Source organism: Mycolicibacterium pyrenivorans, assembly GCF_025821625.1.
GTDB lineage: Bacteria > Actinomycetota > Actinomycetes > Mycobacteriales > Mycobacteriaceae > Mycobacterium > Mycobacterium pyrenivorans.
This window is the reverse complement of the sequence record NZ_JACKSH010000152.1, coordinates 1-14,894: the sequence shown is the minus strand read 5'-3', so window position 1 is coordinate 14,894 and position 14,894 is coordinate 1. Positions and strand designations below refer to the sequence as shown.

At 69.1% G+C, this 14,894-nt stretch carries 14 protein-coding genes; 5 read left to right on the top strand and 9 right to left on the bottom strand.

Features of this window, described 5'->3' with window-relative positions; genetic code table 11:
• Positions 1-98 precede the first annotated feature (98 nt).
• A complete protein-coding gene (locus H7I57_RS18965) occupies positions 99-1,658 on the bottom strand; it encodes a glycerol-3-phosphate dehydrogenase/oxidase (RefSeq protein ID WP_264025299.1) in 1,560 nt (519 codons plus the stop codon).
• A complete protein-coding gene (locus H7I57_RS18960) occupies positions 1,655-2,233 on the bottom strand; it encodes a TetR/AcrR family transcriptional regulator (protein ID WP_264025302.1) in 579 nt (192 codons plus the stop codon). Before H7I57_RS18960 ends, H7I57_RS18965 begins: the two co-directional genes overlap by 4 nt.
• A 53-nt stretch (positions 2,234-2,286) precedes the next feature.
• Between H7I57_RS18960 and H7I57_RS18955 the strand changes: the two genes are divergently transcribed.
• Both H7I57_RS18955 and H7I57_RS18950 read left to right on the top strand, forming a co-directional pair.
• Positions 2,287-3,900, top strand: coding sequence for an FAD-binding oxidoreductase (locus H7I57_RS18955; RefSeq protein ID WP_264025298.1), 1,614 nt, complete (start codon positions 2,287-2,289; stop codon positions 3,898-3,900).
• Positions 3,897-4,808 (top strand): diacylglycerol kinase, encoded by a 912-nt coding sequence (locus H7I57_RS18950; protein WP_264025297.1) that lies wholly within the window; start codon positions 3,897-3,899, stop codon positions 4,806-4,808. The genes H7I57_RS18955 and H7I57_RS18950 overlap by 4 nt, the downstream gene beginning before the upstream one ends.
• On the opposite strand, the gene H7I57_RS18945 is transcribed toward H7I57_RS18950, so the two are convergent.
• The 6 genes from H7I57_RS18945 to H7I57_RS18920 all read right to left on the bottom strand — a co-directional run bounded on the left by H7I57_RS18945 (position 4,805) and on the right by H7I57_RS18920 (position 10,896).
• The gene (locus H7I57_RS18945; RefSeq protein WP_264025296.1) at positions 4,805-5,317 is read right to left on the bottom strand and encodes a DUF3145 domain-containing protein; all 513 of its coding nucleotides are present in this window, start codon (positions 5,315-5,317) and stop codon (positions 4,805-4,807) included. The two genes, H7I57_RS18950 and H7I57_RS18945, sit on opposite strands and share 4 nt — an antisense overlap.
• Before the next feature lie 120 nt (positions 5,318-5,437).
• Entirely contained in the window at positions 5,438-6,262 is an 825-nt protein-coding gene (locus H7I57_RS18940) for a serine hydrolase domain-containing protein (RefSeq protein ID WP_264025294.1), read from the bottom strand.
• Positions 6,263-6,283: 21 nt separating this feature from the next.
• Complete coding sequence (locus H7I57_RS18935) at positions 6,284-7,228, bottom strand: mechanosensitive ion channel family protein (RefSeq protein WP_264025293.1); 945 nt, start codon at positions 7,226-7,228, stop codon at positions 6,284-6,286.
• Between the two features lie 50 nt (positions 7,229-7,278).
• Positions 7,279-8,364, bottom strand: a complete 1,086-nt coding sequence (locus H7I57_RS18930) for a class I SAM-dependent methyltransferase (RefSeq protein ID WP_264025291.1) — start codon at positions 8,362-8,364, stop codon at positions 7,279-7,281.
• Between the two features lie 116 nt (positions 8,365-8,480).
• Complete coding sequence (locus H7I57_RS18925; RefSeq protein WP_264025290.1) at positions 8,481-10,088, bottom strand: LuxR family transcriptional regulator; 1,608 nt, start codon at positions 10,086-10,088, stop codon at positions 8,481-8,483.
• A 40-nt stretch (positions 10,089-10,128) separates the two neighbouring features.
• Positions 10,129-10,896 (bottom strand): dioxygenase family protein, encoded by a 768-nt coding sequence (locus H7I57_RS18920; RefSeq protein ID WP_264025301.1) that lies wholly within the window; start codon positions 10,894-10,896, stop codon positions 10,129-10,131.
• Positions 10,897-10,945: 49 nt separating this feature from the next.
• On the opposite strand from H7I57_RS18920, the gene H7I57_RS18915 reads away from it, so the two are divergent.
• Together H7I57_RS18915 and H7I57_RS18910 are read left to right on the top strand one after the other, a co-directional pair.
• Positions 10,946-12,031, top strand: a complete 1,086-nt coding sequence (locus H7I57_RS18915) for an S-(hydroxymethyl)mycothiol dehydrogenase (protein WP_264025288.1) — start codon at positions 10,946-10,948, stop codon at positions 12,029-12,031.
• Entirely contained in the window at positions 12,031-12,660 is a 630-nt protein-coding gene (locus tag H7I57_RS18910; RefSeq protein WP_264025287.1) for an MBL fold metallo-hydrolase, read from the top strand. Before H7I57_RS18915 ends, H7I57_RS18910 begins: the two co-directional genes overlap by 1 nt.
• A 130-nt stretch (positions 12,661-12,790) precedes the next feature.
• Here the strand turns inward: H7I57_RS18910 and H7I57_RS18905 are convergent, their stop codons facing one another.
• On the bottom strand, positions 12,791-13,528 hold the full coding sequence (locus tag H7I57_RS18905) for an SHOCT domain-containing protein (RefSeq protein WP_264025286.1): 738 nt from the start codon (positions 13,526-13,528) through the stop codon (positions 12,791-12,793).
• Positions 13,529-13,638: 110 nt separating this feature from the next.
• Here H7I57_RS18905 and H7I57_RS18900 point away from each other — a divergent pair, with 110 nt between their 5' ends.
• Positions 13,639-14,724 carry a class I SAM-dependent methyltransferase gene (locus tag H7I57_RS18900; protein WP_264025285.1) on the top strand — a complete coding sequence of 362 codons (1,086 nt, stop codon included), beginning with the start codon at positions 13,639-13,641 and terminating at the stop codon, positions 14,722-14,724.
• Positions 14,725-14,894 lie beyond the last annotated feature (170 nt).

Genomic DNA, 14,894 nt, shown 5'->3' with positions numbered 1-14,894 from the left:
CTGACCCGCGAACACACCAAACCCGCCGTGGCACCCACGGCAACACCGACGCGCCCACACCCAGCGCACCTCACCTCTATTTTCGGATTAGCAGGCCCCTACTCGGAAATCCCCTGCCGGAATGCAATTTCGGCGAGGATCTCCTCGGCGGCGGCTTCTGCGCGTGCGCGGTCCCCGGCGACGAGCCCGATGCGGGTGCGCCGGTCGAGGATGTCATCGACGGTGAGCGCGCCCTCGTGGGTGACCGCGTATTCGAACTCCGCCCGCGTCACGTCGATCCCGTCGGCCACCTGGTCGGTCGGCCGCTCGCACGCTGCCCTGGCGATCACGTTGGGTGCCTCGGCGCCGTAGCGTGCGACCAGTGAGCCCGGAAGTTCGGCCGGTGAGCGAAGCGTCGCAACGGGATTCGACGGCGCGCCGACCAGCGGGAGGTTGCGGGTCCGGCATGCCCCCGCGGCCAGACCCCGCAACGCAACGGCGCGGTCCACGACGTCCTCGGCCATGTACCGGTACTCGGTGAGTTTGCCGCCGATCACGCTGATGGCGCCCGAGGGGGACTCGGTGACGGCGTGCTCGCGCGACACATCGGCGGTGCGGCCCGGCCCGGTGTCGATCAACGGCCGCAGCCCGGCGTAGGCGCCCCCGACGTCGCCGGGACCGAGCGCCGTACCCAGCGCGGTGTTGACCGTGTCGAGCAGGAACGTGACCTCCGCCGGTGTGGGTTCTGGAACGTCGGGGATCGGGCCCGGGGCGTCCTCGTCGGTCAGGCCCAGGTAGACCCTGCCGAGCTGTTCGGGCATCGCGAACACGAACCGGTTGATCTCACCGGGGATCGGAACAGTCAGCGCTGCAACGGGATTTCCGAACGTCGCGGCGTCGAACACCAGATGGGTGCCCCGACTGGGACGCACCCGGATGGAGGGGTCGACCTCGCCGGCCCACACACCCGTCGCGTTGACGACGGCGCGGGCCGTGACGTCGGTCGACTGCCCCGTGAGCATGTCGGTCAGCGTCACCGACGTACGGGTCGCCTGAGATGCCGCCACCCGGGTGAGGATTCTGGCGCCGTGCTGCGCAGCGGTGCGGGCCACCGCGGTCACCAACCGGGCATCGTCGATGAGCTGCCCGTCGTAGGCCAGCAGAGCACCGTCGAGGCCGTCGCGGCGCACGGTCGGAACCAGCTCGACGGCACGCTGCGCGTCGATCCGTCGGGACCTGGGCAGTGTGGCGGCCGGCGTGCCCGCCAGCTTGCGGAGCCCGTCGCCCGCCGCGAACCCGAACCTCACCAGCGCGCGGGACGCGGTGGTCATCTCGGGCAGCAGCGGAACGAGTTGCGGCATCGCACGCACCAGATGCGGTGCGTTGCGGGTCATCAGGATGCCACGCTCGACGGCGCTGCGCCGGGCGATGCCGATGTGGCCGCTGGCCAGGTAGCGCAGTCCGCCGTGGACGAGCTTCGAGCTCCACCGGCTGGTGCCGAACGCCAGATCGTGTCTCTCCACCAGAGCGACCGACAGACCCCGGGTCGCGGCGTCAAGGGCGATCCCGGCACCGGTGATGCCGCCACCGATCACGATGAGGTCGACCGCGGCGCCGTCGGCGAGCTCGCCGAGTTCACTCGCGCGCCGCGATGTGTTCAAAGCCGTTGAACTGCTCAAGGTTTCAGATATCCGTCCAACGCGTGGAACAGCTCGACGCCGAGTGTGTCCCGGTCCAGGATCTTCTCGACCATCTGTGCCGATTGGATGGTCGACTGCGTGATGAGCAGGCACATGGCGCCCATCTGCGTGGGATCGCCGGGCCGCACGCTGCCGCCCTCCTGCGCCGCGGTGATCGCCTCGGCGAGTGCGTCGATCAGGATCTGCTGGCTGGTACCCAGCCGTTCGGCGATGTACACCATCGCCAGGCTCGGCGCGTTGACGATCACCGACATCACGATCTCGTCGTTGCGCAGGTGCTCGGCGACGGCGACGACACGCGCGACCACCGCCTCACGGCCGACGCCGCGTTCGGGCACCGCGTCGAGCACTCCGGCGATCCGCAAGGTGAGCAGTTCGGCGATCACCCAGCGGATGTCGGGCCAGCGCCGGTAGATCGTCGGGCGGCTGACCCGCGCACGCCGGGCGATCTCGGTCATCGTGGTCCGCTCGACCCCGTAGGCCAGGATGCACGCCGCCGCCGCGTCGAGGATTCGCGCCTCGACGCTCGTATCAGAGTTACGGATTGACATGATCTGTAATACTGTAACCCATGAGCCACGCCGATGCCCACCCGGACGATCCCCCGATGAAGTGGAACGCCTGGGGTGACCCCGCCGCGGCCAAACCGCTGTCCCCCGGAATCCGCGATCTGCTCCGGCAGGCGCTGGGCATCGACGGGCTCGGCGTCGAGGAGCCGAGTGCCGAGCAGGTCCGGCTTCGGCCGTCAGCCCTGTCACAGGCCGACCGCGACGGCCTGAGCTCGATCGTCGGCGCCGCGAACCTCACGGTCGACGACCGCGGCCGGTTGCTGCGCGCCGGTGGCAAATCGACCCTCGACCTGCTGCGACGCCGCGACTTCGGGGTCCAGGACGCACCGGATGCGGTGCTGCTGCCCGCAGACGAACCCGAGATCGTCGCGGTCCTGGCCTACTGCGCCGACCACAGCATCGCCGTCGTCCCGTTCGGGGGTGGCACCAGCGTGGTCGGCGGCCTGGACCCGGTGCGCGGGGACTTCAAGGCGGTGGTGTCGCTGGATCTGCGCCGCCTGAACGAACTGCATGCTCTCGACGAGGTGTCCTGGGAGGCGGAACTCGGCGCCGGCCTCAGCGGGCCGGAGGCCGAACGGCTGCTCGGGGCGCGCGGCTTCTCGCTCGGCCACTACCCGCAGAGCTTCCTGTTCGCCACCATCGGCGGGTTCGCCGCCACCCGTTCTTCCGGTCAGGATTCCGCGGGATACGGCCGGTTCAACGACATGGTCCGCGGCCTGCGGGCGGTCACCCCGGCGGGCATCCTCGAACCGGGGCGCGCACCGGAGTCGGCGGCGGGCCCCGACCTGCGCCAGTTGCTCATCGGCTCGGAGGGCACCTTCGGGATCATCACCCGGGTACGGGTGCGGGTGCATCCCATCCCGGCGGCCACCCGCTACGAAGCGTGGAGGTTCTCCGACTTCGCCACCGGCGCCGACGCGCTGCGCGCGGTCGTCCAGACCGGCACCGGGCCGACGGTGATCCGGCTGTCCGACGAAGCCGAGACGGGCGTCAACCTGGCGACCGCCGACAACATCGGCGAACAGCAGATCACCGACGAGCGCTTGCGCGAGGAGAAGACAAGCACCGGCGGATGCCTGGCGATCACGGCGTTCGAGGGCACCGAGGCACACGTCGAGAGCCGCCACGCGGAGACCCGCGCACTGCTGGAAGCGTGCGGGGGCACATCGCTGGGCGAGGGCCCCGCGCGCGCGTGGGAGCACGGCCGGTTCAACGCGCCCTATCTGCGCGACTCGCTGCTGTCGGCCGGCGCGCTGTGCGAGACCCTGGAGACGGCGACCAACTGGTCGAACGTCCCGACCCTGAAGTCCGCGGTGACGGAGGCACTCACCCGTACCCTCGCCGATTCGGGGACGCCCGCGCTGGTGTTGTGCCACATTTCGCACGTGTATCCGACAGGTGCGTCGCTGTACTTCACCGTCGTCGCCGCCCAACGGGGAAACCCGATCGAGCAGTGGCGCACCGCCAAAGCAGCGGCCACCGATGCGATGGTGCGCGTCGGCGCCACCATCACCCACCATCACGCCGTCGGCGCCGACCACCGGCCGTGGATGCGCGACGAGGTCGGTGACGTCGGGGTGCAGGTGCTGCGGGCCGTCAAGGCGACGCTCGACCCGGCCGGAATCCTCAACCCGGGCAAGCTGATTCCGTGACGGAACGTGCCCGCGTCACGGTGCTGACCAACCCCGCCTCGGGGCACGGCAGCGCGTCCCACGCGGCCGAGCGCGCGATCGCGCAGTTGCATCGCCGCGGCGTCGACGTGGTCGCGATCGCGGGCCGCGACGCCGAGCACGCCAGGCAACTCGTCGAGGGGGCTCTCGAGCGCGGCATGGACGCGCTGGTGGTCGTCGGCGGCGACGGCATCATCTCGCTGGCGTTGCAGGTGCTCGCGCAGACCGACATCCCCCTCGGCATCGTCCCGGCGGGCACCGGCAACGACCACGCCCGCGAGTTCCGGATCCCCACGAAGCATCCCGAAGCGGCGGCCGACGTGGTCGTCGACGGCGTGGTGGAGACCGTCGACCTGGGCCGCATCATCGGCGCGGACGGCACGGACAAGTGGTTCGGCACGGTGATGGCGGCGGGGTTCGACTCGCTGGTCACCGATCGGACCAACAGGATGCGCTGGCCGCACGGCCGAATGCGCTACAACCTGGCGATGGTGGCCGAGATCTCCAAGCTGCGACTGCTTCCGTTCCGGCTGTCGTTCAGAGGCGGCGACCGAGAAGAAGAGATGGTCACCAACCTCACCCTCGCGGCGTTCGGCAACACCCGCAGTTACGGCGGCGGCATGCTCATCTGCCCGGATGCCGACCCGACCGACGGGCTGCTCGACGCGACGATGGTGGCGTCGGCCTCACGGACCAGGCTGATCCGGCTGTTTCCGACGGTGTTCAAGGGCACGCACGTCGACCTCGACGAGGTCGACACCCGGCGGGCGCGCACCATCACGGTCGAGTCACCGGGTATCAACGCGTACGCCGATGGCGAGTACGTGTGCCCGCTGCCGGTCGAGGTGTCGGCAGTACCGGCGGCGTTGAGGATCCTTCGACCCGACTAGCCGACTCCCCGGTTGAGCCAGCTCACCTCGGCGTTGTCCCCGCCATCGCGGTAGGCCTCGAGGGCGTCGTCCCACGCGGTCCCCAGGACCGTATCCAGCTCACTGGCCAGGGTGTCCGCGCCCGAGGCCATCAACGAGCGCAACCTCATCTCGCCGACCATCACATCCCCGTTGGCGCTCATCGCGCCGCTCCACAGCCCGAGCTGCGGGGTGTGGCACCAGCGGTGTCCGTCGACGCCCTGGCTCGGGTCCTCGGTCACCTCGAAACGCAGCACCGACCAGGAGCGCAGCGCGTTCGCCAACTGGGCTCCGGTGCCGACCGGCCCGACCCAGTTGGTGACCGCGCGTAGCTGGCCGGGCATGGCCGGCTGCGGGGTCCACTTCAGATTCGCCCTCGCGGAGAGGGTCGACGACAACGCCCACTCGACGTGCGGGCACACCGCCGCGGGTGAGGCATGGATGTAAACCACGCCCGTCGTCGCGTCGGCGAATTGGTTCGCTGCACGCATCTGTTGCTCCTTCGGCTCCACGAGGGACGTCTTCCCCAACGACCTGGTGAGTTACCGAGAGAGGCAAAAGATGAAATTGTGCCGTACGCGTCTATTGTGCCTTGTGAGGCGGATGTTGCGCTAGTCCGCTCGGAATTCTCTCAGAACTTCATCAGACAGGGCGGGCATCACCGCGTGCGCCCACTCGCCGAATTTGCGGTCGGTGAGCACGATGAGCGCAAGATCGGCGTCTGGATCGACCCACAGGAACGTCCCCGACTGGCCGAAGTGCCCGTAGGTGCGCGCCGAGTTCGACGCGCCGGTCCAGTGTGGTGATTTTCCGTCGCGGATCTCGAACCCGAGCCCCCAGTCGTTGGGCCGCTGCACGCCGAAGCCGGGCAGCACGCCGTCGAGGCCGGGAAACTGCACCGAGGTGGCCTCGTCGTGCATCTGCCTGGACACCGTCGTCGGCGCCAGCAGGTCCCCGGCGAACGCGACGAGGTCATCGACGGCGGACGTCGCGCCGTACCCGGCGGCCGGTGCGCCGCCGTCGAGCACGGTGTCGGCCATCCCGAGCGGTTCGAGGACCGACCCCGCCAGGTAGTCCTCGAACGCGATGGTCGACTCCCGCTGCAGCACCTCGGCGAGCACCGCGAAGCCGTGGTTGGAGTAGATGCGTCGGGTACCCGGTTCGGCGAGCACCTTCCCGGACGTCATCTCGTAGCCCGCGGCGTGCGCGAGCAGGTGGCGGACCGTCGACCCGGGCGGGCCCGCCGCCGTGTCGAGGTCGACGGCGCCCTCCTCGACGGCCACCTGCGCGGCGCGGGCGACCAACGGCTTGGTGACCGACGCCAGCGCGAAGCGGCGCCGGGTGTCGCCGTGGCTGTCCAACACGCCGGCGGGCCCCACCACCGCGGCGGCCACGGTGGGGACGGGCCAGTCGGTCAGAACGTCGAGCGCAGCCATCAGATGCGGAGTTCTCTCTGCTCAGTCGCCGACCACGGCGTGGACGCGGCCGCGGGGATAGGGCAGCTCGATGTCGTGCTCGTCGTAGGCCCGCAGGATCTCCCGCCGAAGTTTGCGCTGCACCGCCCACTGCGCGTTGGGGCGCGTCTTGAGGGTCATCCGCAGGGTCAGCAGATCCGGCGACAACTCCTGCACGCCGAGCATCTCGGGTCGGCCGAGAACCTTCTCGGCCATCGCCGGGTCGGCGACGGCGGCTTCTGCGGCGTCGAGGGCGACCTGCTCGGCCATGTCGACATCGGCGGTCAACGCAACCGGAACCTCGATCCGCGCGACGGCGTACTCCTGGCTCATGTTGCCCACGCGCGCGATCTCGCCGTTGCGGACGTACCAGAGAGTGCCGTCGATGTCCCGGACGGTCGTGATGCGCAGCCCGACGCTCTGCACCTCGCCGGTCGCCTCGCCGAGGTCGACGAAATCACCCACCCCGTACTGGTCCTCCAGCAGCATGAAGACGCCGGTGACGAAGTCCCGCACCAGGTTCTGGGCGCCGAAACCGATCGCGAGTCCGATCACGCCGGCAGAGGCGATGAACGGGGCGATGTTCACCCCGACAACATTGAGAATCGCCAGCACGATCCACGTCAGCAGGACGATCGACACCGTTGATTTCAGGACCGACCCGATCGTCTGCGCGCGCTGCAGACGACGTTCAGCCACCTCCGGACCGCTCGCCGATGTCGGCACGCGGTCGCGGAGGTGGCGCAGCAGCGGCGGCTTCCCCGCCGCGGTCTGCCTGTCGACGTCCCCCTTCTTGCGGGAGCGACCGGTGGCCCGGTCGATCATCCGGTGCAGGAAGTACCGCGCGATCAGTGCGACGACGACGTAGATCGTTATCCGCAGCGGCACCTCGACCAGCCAATGCCGACTTGTCTCCGTCCATTCGAAAGCCAAGTTGTGCACATCCATGACTTCGACCGTACGGGTTTTGCTCCGGTCGTCGCCGCCCCGCCCCGGCCCTACGACTTCGTGGCGATGTAGTAGAAGTTGAGCGGGTCGGACTCGATCTCGCGGACCGCAACGTCGTCGAATCCGGCGTCGGCCAGCATCGACGTGGCGACCTCACGGCCCCAGCAGGTACCGAGCCCGTCGCCGTCGAGCCCCAGCGACACGCTCATGCAGTGCATCGTCGAAACGGTGTACAGGTACGGGACGAACGGCACGCCGACGTTGTCCTCGAGCCGGCTCGAGGCCTTGATGTCCACCATCAGGAAGACACCTCCGGGCCGCAGCGCACGATGGATGTTGGCCAGCACCTGTCCGGGGTGCGCCTGGTCGTGGATCGCGTCGAACGCGGTGATGACGTCGAAGGCTTCGGTCCGGTGATCCTCGGCGACGTCGGCCGACTCGAAGGTCGCGTTCTTCAGCCCGAGCCGGTGAGCCTCGGCGGCGGCTGCGGCGAGACCCTCCTGCGAGAAGTCGATTCCGACGAATCGGCTGCGCGGGAACGCCTGTGCCATCAGGTTGACGGCGTGGCCGCTCCCGCAGCCGAAGTCGGCCACGTCGACACCGGCGCGCAGCCGGTCGGGCAGGCCGTCGGCCATCGGCAGGATGACATCGATGAGGGCGGCGTCGAACACCTCCCCGCTCTCTTCGGCCATCAGCGTGTGGAAGCGCGGGTACTCGCTGTAGGACAGACCACCGCCGTGGTGGAAGCACTCGATCACCTTCTGCTCCACCTCGGCCAGCAGCGGGATGAACTGCGCGACGCGCGCGAGGTTGTCCGGCCCGGCGGCCCGGGTCAGCACCGCGGCGCGCTGCTCGGGAAGCGAATACGACTGCGTCGCAGGGTCGTAGTCGACGATCCGTGCGGCGGCCACGCCGCCGAGCCACTCGCGGACATAGCGTTCGTTGAGTCCGGCGGCGTCGGCGATCTGCGTGCTGGTGGCCGGCGGGAGGCCGGCGAGGGTGTCGAAAAGTCTGGTCTGATGACCGATCGACAGCAGGATCGCCACACTGGCGGCGTCGATGGCTCCGACCATCCGCTCGGCGAACTGTTCTGTGGTGTCGGTCGGGACCGCTGATTGTTCATGCATTGTCGTCATGACAGACACGCTAGGCCGAAGGCGGCCGCGGCGGATCCGCTACACGATGTAATTGCGGCGCCGACCGCTGGTGCAGATCATGTAGGGCGCCGACCGCGGTGGCGCTACGGCCCGCCCTACAGAACACCGTGGTCGCGGGCCCACGACGCCGCCGCGGTCCTGGTGGACACCCCGAGCTTGGCGTAGATGTTGGCCAGGTGCCGACCGACCGTCTTGTCGGACAGATGCAACTGCTCGGCCACCTGCCGGTTGGTGGCGCCGCGGGCGATGCCCGCCAGCACCTCCAGTTCGCGGCGGGTCAGTCCACCGGGTGCCGGCGATCCGCAGATTCCGGCGGGCTCGACGCCGAGTTGCGCATAGATCGCGTCGGCCGTCGCCGCGTCGGCAGCGGCGGCGGCATGCGCCCCCAGCCCACGACGCGCCAACGCCATCCACTCGTACACTTCGGCCGTCTCGTAGCGAGATTTCTGAATTCGATACTCCCGCAGCGCTTCCTGCAACGACTCCAACGCCTGCTCGAACTGTCCCCGGCGCACCGCCACCGCGCCGCGCGCATGCGCGGCCCACGCCAGGAACCCCGGGGTGCCGAATGCTTTCGCGTCGGTTTCCAGTTCACGGCAGTAGCTTTCGGCCTCGTCCAGGGCATCGCGGCCCAATGCGATCTCGACCGCGGCGCGCAGCAACTTCACCCGGGCCAGCCGGTCACAGCTCGCGAGCGCGACCCGGATCGAGTTCCATGCGGTTGCCGCATCGCCGCGCCGGCACGCCAGCAACGCCTCACCGGGCTGCGGATCCATGCCGAGAATCCGCGCCTGGGCGAAAGCGTTTGCGGCGCCGTCGAAGTCACCCAGCAGCCGCCGCACCTCGCCGAGTTGGTAGTAACCCTCGGCGGCTGCCCAGGCGTTGACCTCCTCGAGCGCCCGGCTGGCAGGCCCGAGCCGATTCTCCAGGCCGCGGTAGTCGTCGGTGGCCACCTGCACCTGCAGTCGGTGCACGTCGCAGACCCCGCCGTAGGGCACCGAACCGGACAGGCCACACCACTGCTCCATCGACTGGGTCCAGGTTCGCATCCGCGGCAGGTCGGCGAGTTTGTGGCAGTGATGCAGCACCATGCAATAGATGTCGCCGGCCCATTCGATCGGCACCTGGTCGGCCAGCAGCGGCAGGATCGCTTCGTCGAGCAACGCGTATCCGTCGGCCGTGCGCGCCTGCAGTATCGCGTCGATGCCGCCGGCGATCAGGCTGAGCGCGGTGACCGCAGGCGCCTCCAACCGGGTACCCATCTCGCGCAGTGCGCGAGCGTGGACGGAGAGGGCATCGAGATCCTCGGACACTGCGGCCACCACAGCGTCGAGGTAGGCCAGGTAGCCGTGCGCCGGGCTCTCGTCGGTGTCGGCGAGCAGCCTGCGGGCCCGGCTCATCCAGCCCTGACCGATGTTGACGTCCCCGCGGACCAACCACGCCAGCGCGAGTTCATTGGCCTTCATCGCGGCGGCGATCGGGTCGGCCCGGGTCAGCTCCGCGAACACTCTTTCGGCGGCGCGGCTGGATTCCTTGATGTGGCCAAGCCGCCACGCGGCGAACGCGAACGCGTCGAGGTCGTCGGTGTGCAGCGGCGAATGCCTGCCAGCGAGTTCGAAGGCCTCGTAGCACGCGGCCCAGTCCCGCCGCTGGTGCGCGGCGCGCGCGGCGGAGAGCAGATCGGTCTGGGTGTCGGCGAGCATCGCGTTCTACGGTATGCCGGTTTCCCTGCTCACGACAGTCTCAGGACAGTTCGATGGAGCGTTTGGCCAACCCCATCCAATAGCCATCGATCACCTGCTTCGGCCGCTGCCCGGGGTCCCCCGAGGCACCGAGTGCGACGAACAGCGGCGAGAAGTGCTCGATCGTCGGGTGGGCGTAGGGCATTCCGGGGGCTCTGGTCCGGAAGTCGATCAGCGAGTCCACGTCACCGACGGCGAGCCGTTCGCGCGTCCAGTGATCGAAATCGACCGACCAGCCCGGCGGTTCGGCACCTGGCGACGGATCGGTCAGGAACGGAAGCCCGTGGGTGGTGAATCCGGAACCGATGATCAGCACGCCGTTCTGACGCAGCGGACGTAATCGCTCCCCGAGGCTCAGGAGCCTTTCCGGATCCAGCGTGGGCAGCGAGATCTGCAGCACCGGGATGGCGGCGTGCGGGTACATCACCGTCAGCGGGACGTAGGCACCGTGGTCGAGCCTGCGGTCGGCGTCGTGGCGGACCGGCTCGCTGTCGGGCATCAGCGCCTCGACCTCCGATGCCAGGCCGCCAGCGCCCGGTGGGGCGTAGGTGACGTCGGAATAGCGCGCGGGGAATCCCCAGAAGTCGTGAGTCAGGGGCGTGTTCGCGTCGGTGGACCCGATCGTCAGCGGTGCCGCCTCCCAGTGAGCGGACACGATCAGAATCGCCGAGGGGGTCGGCAGCTCGCCCGACCACGCCGTCAGCTGCGACACCCACAGAGCGTCGTCGACCAGCGGCGGCGCGCCGTGAGAGAGGAAGACGGTGGGCATCTGGGGCACGAGTCGAGTGTGCCCGAGATCGCGCTATTAGGGTCTAGGCATGACTCAGACGGTGCGAGGTGTGATCTCACGGACGAAAGCTCAACCGGTCGAAGTGGTGGATATCGTCATTCCCGAGCCGGGACCGGGCGAGGTCGTCGTCGACATCCTCGCCTGCGGCGTGTGCCACACGGACCTGACCTATCGCGAGGGCGGCATCAACGACGAATTCCCGTTCCTGCTCGGCCATGAGGCCGCGGGGACGGTCGAGTCCGTCGGCTCCGGCGTGACGAACGTCGAGCCAGGCGACTTCGTGATCCTGAACTGGCGCGCGGTGTGCGGGCAGTGCCGGGCCTGTAAGCGGGGCCGGCCGCACCTGTGCTTCGACACGTTCAACGCCGCCCAGTCGATGACCCTGACCGACGGCACGCCGCTGACTCCCGCGCTGGGCATCGGCGCATTCGCCGACAAGACGCTGGTCCACGAGGGCCAGTGCACCAAGGTCGATCCGGCCGCCGACCCCGCCGCGGCCGGGCTGCTCGGGTGCGGCGTGATGGCAGGCCTGGGCGCGGCCATCAACACCGGCGCGATCAACCGTGACGACACCGTCGCCGTGATCGGCTGCGGCGGGGTCGGTGACGCGGCAATCGCAGGCGCCCGACTCGTCGGCGCCAAGCGCATCATCGCCGTCGACACCGACAACCGGAAGCTGGACTGGGCCCGCGAGTTCGGCGCGACCCACACCATCAACGCCCGCGAACTCGACCCGGTGGAGACGATCCAGGATCTGACCGACGGTAACGGCGCCGACGTCGTGATCGACGCCGTGGGCAGGCCGGAGACGTGGAAGCAGGCGTTCTACGCCCGCGACCTCGCGGGCACGGTGGTCCTGGTCGGCGTGCCGACGCCGGACATGAAGCTGGAGATGCCGTTGATCGACTTCTTCTCTCGCGGTGGATCTCTGAAGTCCTCGTGGTACGGCGACTGCCTGCCCGAGCGCGACTTCCCGACCCTGATCAGCCTGTATCTGGAGGGCCGGTTCCCGCTGGACAAGTTCGTGTCCGAACGCATCGGGCTGAACGACATCGAGGATGCGTTCCACAAGATGCACGCCGGCGAGGTGCTGCGATCGGTGGTGGTGCTCTAGTGAACGGCGGACCGATCCAACGCCTGGTCACCAGCGGAACCTTCGAGCTCGACGGCGGCAGCTGGGACGTCGACAACAACATCTGGATCGTCGGCGACGACAAGGAAGTGGTGGTGTTCGACGCCGCGCACACCGCGCAGCCGATCATCGACGCGGTCGGCGGCAGGCATGTGGTGGCGGTGGTGTGCACCCATGGCCACAACGACCACGTCACCGTCGCGCCCCAGCTGGGCCAGGCACTCGACGCTCCGGTGCTGATGCACCCGGCCGACGAGGTGCTGTGGCGAATGACCCACCCCGACAGCGACTTCCGGTCTGTGGCCGATGGCGACACGTTGCGCGTCGCGGGAACCGAGCTGCGCGCGCTGCACACTCCGGGGCATTCGCCGGGGTCGGTGTGCTGGCACGCACCCGAGCTGAACGCGGTGTTCAGCGGCGACACGCTGTTCCAGGGCGGGCCGGGGGCCACCGGTCGCTCGTTCTCCGACTTCCCCACCATCCTGGAGTCGATCTCGGGCCGGCTCGGCACGCTTCCCGGGGAGACGGTCGTCTATACCGGACACGGCGATTCGACGACCGTCGGAGACGAGATCGTGCACTACGACGAGTGGGTGGCCCGCGGCAGCTGAGCTGCCCATCGGGTGGAGCAGCTGAGCTGCCCAACAGGTGGAGCAGCTGAGCTGCCCAACAGGTGGAGCAGCTGAGCTGCCCAACAGGTGGAGCAGCTGAGCTGCCCATGAGCTGAGGCAGCTGAAGCGGCTAGTGCCCCAGCACGCGGCGCTTCTCGGCTTGGAACTCCGCCTCGGTGAGCGCGCCGGAATCCCGCAGCGCCGCCAGTGTTCTGAGCTGTTCGAGCTGGACGCCGTGGTCGCTGGGCTCATAGGTCGCCACCGGCGGCGGCAGCGGACCGGGCCAACTCGGCTCGTCAAGGCTGACGGGAGCCCGGGGCGGTTGCGCCCGCTTGCCGGAGCGCGCCCGCCACATCAGCGCGAACACCAACTCGACGGCTCCTAACGCGAACAGGCCACCGAACACCCAGGGCAACCACCCGGGCGAGGTGTCACGGCCGAACGCGAGCGCCGGGTCGATGTAGCCGTTGACCTCGCCGCCGGTGTCGACGGCGTAGAGGCCGTCCTCGGGAATCTGGGCAATCCAGATCCGGACGCGGACATCGCTATTCACCGATGTCGTCGAACCCGGGCTCTCGGTCACGACCGGTTCGGGTCCGCCCGCGCGCGGCCTGAGGCCCAGCTGCAGTGGCGGCACCGGGAAACCGCCGTCCAACCCGCCCGGCACGGCGGTGTGGAAGCTGATCGTCACTTCGCCGGCGGGGAGATGAAGGCTGTCGGACCCGGGGATCGGCACCTCCCCGTAGGCGTCGAACTCGTCGAAGACGAACACGTTGAGAACGATCGCGATGACGAACCCGAACAGCCCTGCCACCAATGTCACGATCGCGCTGACGATCGCGATCCGCGGACCGACCCGTCCCGTCATGGGCCAAGTCTGTCACGACGCGACGTGCCGGCACTTCTGCGACGCGGCCGCAGTGTGAGGACTACCGTCGGGTGAAGTAACAGTTTGCCCGGATGTCCTCGGAGGTCGCGATGCCTGAGTCGAGCATCGTGGTGCAGCCAGAACCGGAGGGCAGCAGCACCTACACAGCCGCAGCACGACTGCAGGCTGCCGGGCTGAAGTCGGCCATCGCGGTCTTCGAGGAGGCAGCCGCCGCGGTGCCTCTACCATCGCCGCCTCAGCCGATCGTCATCGCCGACTACGGCGCAGCCACCGGGCACAACTCGTTGCTACCGATCGGTGCCGCGATCGCGGTGCTTCGCAAGCGCACCCGCCCCGAGCACTCCGTGCTGGTCGCCCACACCGACAGGCCCGACAACGATTTCACCGCACTGTTCCGGACGCTGGAGGAGGACCCGGACACCTATCTGCGAAAGGACCCAGCCACCTACGCCTCGGCGGTCGGCCGGTCCTTCTACGCGCAGATCCTGCCGTCCAACAGTGTCAACCTCGGATGGAGTTCCTGGGCGATCCACTGGTTGAGCAAGGTGCCGGCCGTCATCGACGATCATCTGCAGATCGCGTACTGCGCCGACGAGTCCGTGCGCGCCGCCTACGCCAGGCAAGCCGCCCGCGACTGGCACGAGTTCATCGCGTTCCGTGGTCGCGAACTGTGTCCCGGTGGCCGGCTGGTGGTGACCACGATGGCCGTCGGCGAGGACGGCGAGGCCGGCTTCCGGTCGCTGCTGACGGCGATGATGGACGCGCTCGACGAACTGGCTGCCGACGGACTTATCACCACCGAGGAGGTGACCCGGATGTGCGTTCCGACGGTGGCCAGGTGCGCAGAGGACTTCATGGCGCCGTTCGCGCCGTCGGGACGTTTCGAAGGACTCGAGATCGAACATCTGGAGGTGTTCAATGCCGAGGACCGGTTCTGGGCCCGCTACCGGATCGACAGCAACGCAGGTGCTTTCGGGGCACGGTGGGCTGGCTTCGCGCGGGCCTCGGTATTCCCGGCGTTGTCGGCGGCGCTCGCCGACGGCGAGGCAGACCCACGGATACCCGTGTTGTTCGACCGGCTCGAAGCCGCTGTCGCAGAGCGCCTGAGCGCAGCGCCCGAGCAGACGCAGATCCCTCAGGCACACGTCGTGCTGATGAAGCGCCCGAAGACCTAGCGCGGCTCGGTCACGGCGCCGGCTGCGGGAACACCGGGATGGGGGGCAGCCCGGGGATCGTGATGACGGGCCCCTCGATCGGCGGCGCTTCCGTCGGTGGCGGCGCTTCCGCCGGCGGCGGCGCTTCCGTCGGTGGCGGCGCTTCCGGCGGCGGGGCGGCCTCGGTCGGC

What these genes read in the sequence shown, in the direction of transcription:
- H7I57_RS18940 (WP_264025294.1), bottom strand. Translation starts at nt 6,262, where the DNA reads ATGGCTGCGCTCGACGTTCTGACCGACTGGCCCGTCCCCACCGTGGCC.
- H7I57_RS18930 (WP_264025291.1), bottom strand. Translation starts at nt 8,364, where the DNA reads ATGACGACAATGCATGAACAATCAGCGGTCCCGACCGACACCACAGAA.
- H7I57_RS18920 (WP_264025301.1), bottom strand. Translation starts at nt 10,896, where the DNA reads ATGCCCACCGTCTTCCTCTCTCACGGCGCGCCGCCGCTGGTCGACGAC.
- H7I57_RS18925 (WP_264025290.1), bottom strand. Translation starts at nt 10,088, where the DNA reads ATGCTCGCCGACACCCAGACCGATCTGCTCTCCGCCGCGCGCGCCGCG.
- H7I57_RS18905 (WP_264025286.1), bottom strand. Translation starts at nt 13,528, where the DNA reads ATGACGGGACGGGTCGGTCCGCGGATCGCGATCGTCAGCGCGATCGTG.
- H7I57_RS18900 (WP_264025285.1), top strand. Translation starts at nt 13,639, where the DNA reads ATGCCTGAGTCGAGCATCGTGGTGCAGCCAGAACCGGAGGGCAGCAGC.
- H7I57_RS18955 (WP_264025298.1), top strand. Translation starts at nt 2,287, where the DNA reads ATGAAGTGGAACGCCTGGGGTGACCCCGCCGCGGCCAAACCGCTGTCC.
- H7I57_RS18935 (WP_264025293.1), bottom strand. Translation starts at nt 7,228, where the DNA reads ATGGATGTGCACAACTTGGCTTTCGAATGGACGGAGACAAGTCGGCAT.
- H7I57_RS18915 (WP_264025288.1), top strand. Translation starts at nt 10,946, where the DNA reads ATGACTCAGACGGTGCGAGGTGTGATCTCACGGACGAAAGCTCAACCG.
- H7I57_RS18945 (WP_264025296.1), bottom strand. Translation starts at nt 5,317, where the DNA reads ATGCGTGCAGCGAACCAATTCGCCGACGCGACGACGGGCGTGGTTTAC.